This is a genomic window from Cellulomonas bogoriensis 69B4 = DSM 16987, assembly GCF_000767165.1.
GTDB lineage: Bacteria > Actinomycetota > Actinomycetes > Actinomycetales > Cellulomonadaceae > Actinotalea > Actinotalea bogoriensis.
In genome coordinates, this window is the sequence record NZ_AXCZ01000191.1 from 1 (window position 1) to 4,842 (window position 4,842).

Genomic DNA, 4,842 nt, shown 5'->3' on the forward strand with positions numbered 1-4,842 from the left:
TCGGCGAGGGTCGTGATCCGCCCCGCCCACCACCTCACCGCGGCGTTCAGGTCGGGCGCGACCGTCGGCGCGGGCCCGGAAGGCATGGGCGCGGGCCCCCTCAGCGGGTTCGGTGGCGTCCCACGGCGTTCCAGGATCCTGGCTGCCTCTCGCAGCCCGTCTGGTCGTGTCTCCAGCTGGTCCACACGCCTGCCTTCCCGATGACGCGGCGAGGCTACCAGCGCCCACAACAGACCCCGACGGTGCTGTGGACGGACATCCACCGCGGCGATGACGGGGCGGGGCGCCGTCGCCTGAGGCCGTCAGTGCGTGCGGAGTCCGAACGCGTCGGGTTCACCGTTCCCGTACTTCTCCCGGAGGAAGTTGCCGGTGGTGCTCAGCTCGGCCGTCAGGCGGCGGTGGCGACTCGCATACAGGGCCTCGGCCTGGACTGACAGGATCCGCAGCTGCTCGGCCAGCTCCTCGTCCGGGGTCCGCCCGTTGGGTTGGCGCTCGTGGACCCTGCTCGGTGCGATCGCCAGGTAGTTGTGGAGCACGGTGGGCAGGTACCGCCGGGCCATCGCGTCCAACTCGTACTCGAACCGGGGGTCCGCGGTGGGTTCGCGCTGCTCGGCCGCGATCACGGCGTCCAGAACCTGGCAGGTGTGCAGGACGGTGCGGTGGGCGTCCCCCGGCAGTCGGCCGCTGTTCCGGTCGGCGTGCAGGCGGACCCACGCGACGGCCGACGGCAGGTGCTCCGAACCCTCGACTGGCTGCTGGCCGCCGGCCGGTTCGACGGCGATGGTGGCCGCGTCGGCCGGGTCACGCTTCCACCACCGGCGACGCGCCGGCAGCCACAGGTCCCGCAGATGCCAGGAACGGATGCCCGAGGCACCCCAGGCCGTCAGCGCGAGCAGGGCGGGCGGCCCCCAGAAGTCCAGCACGAACACCGACACGGAGAACGCCCCGGCGTAGAGCAGACCCTCGAGCGATGCCTTCAGGTTCTTCCGCACCGCACCGATGACGAGCACCAGGTAGGCGAGCAGGGGGAGGAACGTGAAGACGGCCGCGACCTTGAGGACGTTGCCGAGGGTCAGCCGGGACACGGTCAGCTCCTCTCAGGGTCTGCCGTGGCCGCATCGGAGGCGTGGCTGCGTTCCAGCTGCGTCCTGGCGCGGCTGACCTGCCCCTCCAGCGCTGTCACGGTCTGCTTCATCGACCGTGCGGCTTCCGTCTTGTACCGGTCGATCTCGTCCATCGCCTGGAACACGTCGTCGAACGCCTGCCGCAGCTTCTCCGGGTCGATGGTGGCCTGGGAGGCCTGCTGCTGGATGGCGGTGCCCTGCGCCCGCAGCATCTGGGAGGTCGCCACGATCATGTCCGACGTGGTCGCGTTCAGTGCGTCCACCTGGGCGAGGACGATCCGCTGCTGGCCCAGCGCCTGGGAGGTGATGACGGCGACCCGCAGTGCGGCCACGGTCGTGTCCAGGGCACGGTCCACGCCCTTGATCAGCTCGACGTTGTTCTTCTTGACGACGTCGAGCGCCAGGTAACCCTGGACGGCGACCGCCATCTGGGTCATCAGGTCCTGGTGGCGTTGGCGCACGTAGAACAGGGCGTCCGACTCCAGGGTGGTGGCGTCGTCGCCCTTGCCCTGGGCGCGTAGGGCGGCGATCCGCTGCTCGAGACCGTCGCCCAGGTGGCGGGCGAGCACGGCCACGTCGGCCAGCTCACCGAGCGCCTGCCACAGGGCCTCACGCTCGGTCTGGATGGCGGCGTTGTCCTGCCGTAGCTCGTCCTGACCGCCCTTGAGCGCCTTGGTGATGGCGTTCAGCTGCTCCTGGGCGGCCTCGTACTTCTGGAAGTACCGCTGCAACCGCTTCCCGCCGGGCAGGAGCTTGAAGGTCCGCTTGGTGCCGGTGAGGTCGTGCCGCTTGGGGTCCAGCTCGGTGACGATCTGGCGGAGCTCGGCGAGGGACCTGCCGGTCCGCGAGGCGGGGTCCGCGCCGCTGTCGGACAGGGCTGCCGCGGGCCGCTGGAGCATCCGGTTCGCGGAGTCACCGGCCCGCTGCATCGTCCCTTCACCCAGGCGGGTGAGCTGGGCGAGCTTGGCCTGGAACTCCGGGCTGTGCAGCGGGACGCCCAGCAGGTCGTCGAGGAACGACTGCGCCGTCTCGGCGTGCTTCTGCTGCCGCTCGGAGTCGACGAGCACCATGCCGCCGACCTTCTCCGGCTGGTGGACGGTGACCTCGGCCGGCGGCGACGGCGGCTCGAGGCCGAACGGGTCCTCCAGCTGCGGTGACTCGTCACGGTCGCGCGGGTTCGACATGTGCCCTCCTCGAGGACTCGGGGGTCTACGTCGATCCTCTCAAATCCCGTGCGGGCAGGTGCCAGGGAGCCGCTACCGGTTCGCGGGGCCATCCGGCCAGAGGCCGATCAGGTCGCTGAAGCGTTCGACGACGGTCGCGACGATCCCGTCCGCGTCGAGCGCGCCCTGGGTTTCCTGATGTGACGGGGCTTGGTCCCCGCTGGCCCACCGGTGCAGCGAGGTGAGCTCGCCGGCCAGTGCTGGCTCGATCTCGGACCAACGTCGGGCCGCACGCGAACGGTCGGTCGTCCAGGTGTGGTCGTGGACGCTCACCAGCCCCGCCACGGCCAGCAGGGTCTTGCGAGCCACCCGCACGCCGAGCCGGTCCGCGGGTTCCGTCGCGGAGCTCGAGGCACTCCGCCACTTCTGGAGGTGGTGGTCGAGGTCGCCGTTGAGACCTCGAGCAGCGCGAGCGTCGGCACGGTAGGCCGGGAGGGCGGCGGCCGGATCCGGGCCGGTGAGGTGGACGCAGTAGTGGCGGAGGAACACCCGGAGGCCGTGTGCGGCGTCGGTGTCGCCGGTGAGCTCGGCGGTTGTGGCGGCGGCGATTTCCACCCCACGGTACCTGTCCGCGTAGCGGGCCGAGAGACGTCGCCCGGTGGTGGCCGCGTCCGGCAGGTCGATCGACAGCAGGTCCACGTCCGACGACCCGGGCCGCGCACTGCCGGTGGCGACGGACCCGTAGAGGTACAGTGAGGCACCCGGGTCGCCGACGGCGGCGACAGCATCCCTGAGGACGTCCTCGAAGACGGCCGGAACGCGGTCCCGGCGGGCGCCCGTCCGGATGGTGCCGTCGGGCGCGACCTGCTCAGCGGCGTCGATCACAGTGACCTCTCCTCTACGGCGTGAATCCGATGGTGCCAAGCCAGCGAATCCGAAGGCTCTGAACCCGCAATATCGAACGCCCGCCATGGCAGCGTGTAGCAGCACGGGACCCGCGGATGCAGTCCAGCCCGACGCGGGAGACGACGCCACCCGGCGACGGCGCTCTGGATCGACCGGGAGGACCCGCGCCTCCGCCCCCAAGTGATCCACTGATCGGGTCCCTGAGCTGAGCTGCGCACGGTCTCACCCCTGGGTGGCGAGAGCGCCAAGCCCTGCCGCGATACTCCCGTGTGGATGGTTCAGGGCCGGTCGTCGTAGTGCACGAGCCACACCCTGCCCGTCCACAGCTCCATCCGTCCGGGCTGGTTCGGGGACGGGTACATGCCGGGAGGGTCGCCAGCACCCAGAGGGCCCCGGCCGTCACGGGCCCTGGCAGGTCGGCGCGGTCGACGAGCCTCGCCACGGCGCCCAGCACCACGGTCCCGCCAGCGGCGAACACCCCGAACCGGTGCATGAGTGAACGTGCGGTGGGGCGCACCTGGAGGCCCGGGGGGCGCTCCGGCGCCGCGGGCGCGTCCTGCCCAAGGACGAACACCGCCGTCACGTCTTTGCCCTGGTCATCGCCCACCCCGGGTTCGCGTCGGTGGCGCAAACGTAGCGGCCGTGTCACGCGCGGGTCAGCGTCGTGGCCGCGCTGGCGAGGGGATCGACGCGTCCCTCGGTCACCGCACGGCGCACCCGGGGGAGCAGGCCCGCGGTGTGCCGGTCCAGCCGCGACGGTGCAGGGCCGCGGCGACCTGCTGGGCGGTGCGGCACGGGTGGACGGCCACGTGGTCCCACCGGTACCGGAGCGTCACCTCGTCGTGGGTGAGTGCGACGGCGTTGTCCCGCCACGTGTCGGTGGACGTCCGCCCACCCGGGTGGCCCAGCTGGCCGTCCAGCTCGACCCGCACCCCGCGTCCCACGTACCGGCAGTCGGACCGGATCCACCCGTCGGCCAGCTGCTCCCACCCTTGCCGAGCGGACCGCGGCAACCCGTGCCGTCGCTCGACGTCCCGGTGGTAGCGGGCCTCGAGGGGTGACTCCGCACCCTCCTCCACCAGGTCGAGGACCTCACCCAGCAGCCGTCGGCGTCCCACCCGCGACTGGGCCGCGGCCAACCGTCGCAGGTCCGCCGGTCGGGTGCCTGCCCGGACCGCCGCGCTCACCCACCCCAGGGCGTCGTCGTCGGACCGTGACCGGGCCACCAGGTCCAGGACCGTGGTGGGCTGGTCGGTCACGGGAAGCTCACGGACCGTGGTGCGGATCGCGCGTCGACGCCGCCGCACGACCATCCCTGGCCGGGCCACCGGATGCCGTTCCCACGGCACGACCACGGTGATGACGCGCGGCAACCTGCTGGTGAACCCGTGCAGCACGGCAGCGGACTCGTGGCTCAACGCCGCCCCGGCCCCGGCGTGCAGCAGCGCGGCGGCGGCGCGCGTCCGCCACGACAGCTCACCGGTGTAGGTCACGTGCACCCCCGGGTGCAACCGCCGCCACCACCCCGACCGCACCAGCCTGTGCACCCGCACCCGGTCGACCCCGTGCGCCACGCACTGCGCCGTCGTCACCACCCCGTGCTGGCGCGCCACCAACCGCACCAACCCCGCCGGAAGCTCCCGCACCCG

4 protein-coding genes are annotated in these 4,842 nt (G+C 72.2%); all 4 read right to left on the reverse strand.

Annotated elements, in window-relative coordinates; translation table 11 throughout:
• Positions 1 to 302: 302 nt before the first annotated feature.
• Positions 303 to 1,085 carry a hypothetical protein gene (locus N869_RS12900; protein ID WP_035062280.1) on the reverse strand — a complete coding sequence of 261 codons (783 nt, stop codon included), beginning with the start codon at positions 1,083 to 1,085 and terminating at the stop codon, positions 303 to 305.
• Positions 1,086 to 1,087: 2 nt separating this feature from the next.
• A complete protein-coding gene (locus N869_RS12905) occupies positions 1,088 to 2,308 on the reverse strand; it encodes a toxic anion resistance protein (protein ID WP_052105530.1) in 1,221 nt (406 codons plus the stop codon).
• Between the two features lie 72 nt (positions 2,309 to 2,380).
• Positions 2,381 to 3,172, reverse strand: a complete 792-nt coding sequence (locus N869_RS12910) for a nucleotidyltransferase domain-containing protein (protein WP_035062281.1) — start codon at positions 3,170 to 3,172, stop codon at positions 2,381 to 2,383.
• 722 nt (positions 3,173 to 3,894) lie between these two features.
• Positions 3,895 to 4,842 (reverse strand): type IV toxin-antitoxin system AbiEi family antitoxin domain-containing protein (locus N869_RS12915; protein WP_084137150.1); only part of this gene is annotated, 948 nt, incomplete at its 5' end.

Coding starts and splice junctions, on each gene's coding strand:
- N869_RS12905 (WP_052105530.1), bottom strand. CDS start 2,308: ATGTCGAACCCGCGCGACCGTGACGAGTCACCGCAGCTGGAGGACCCG.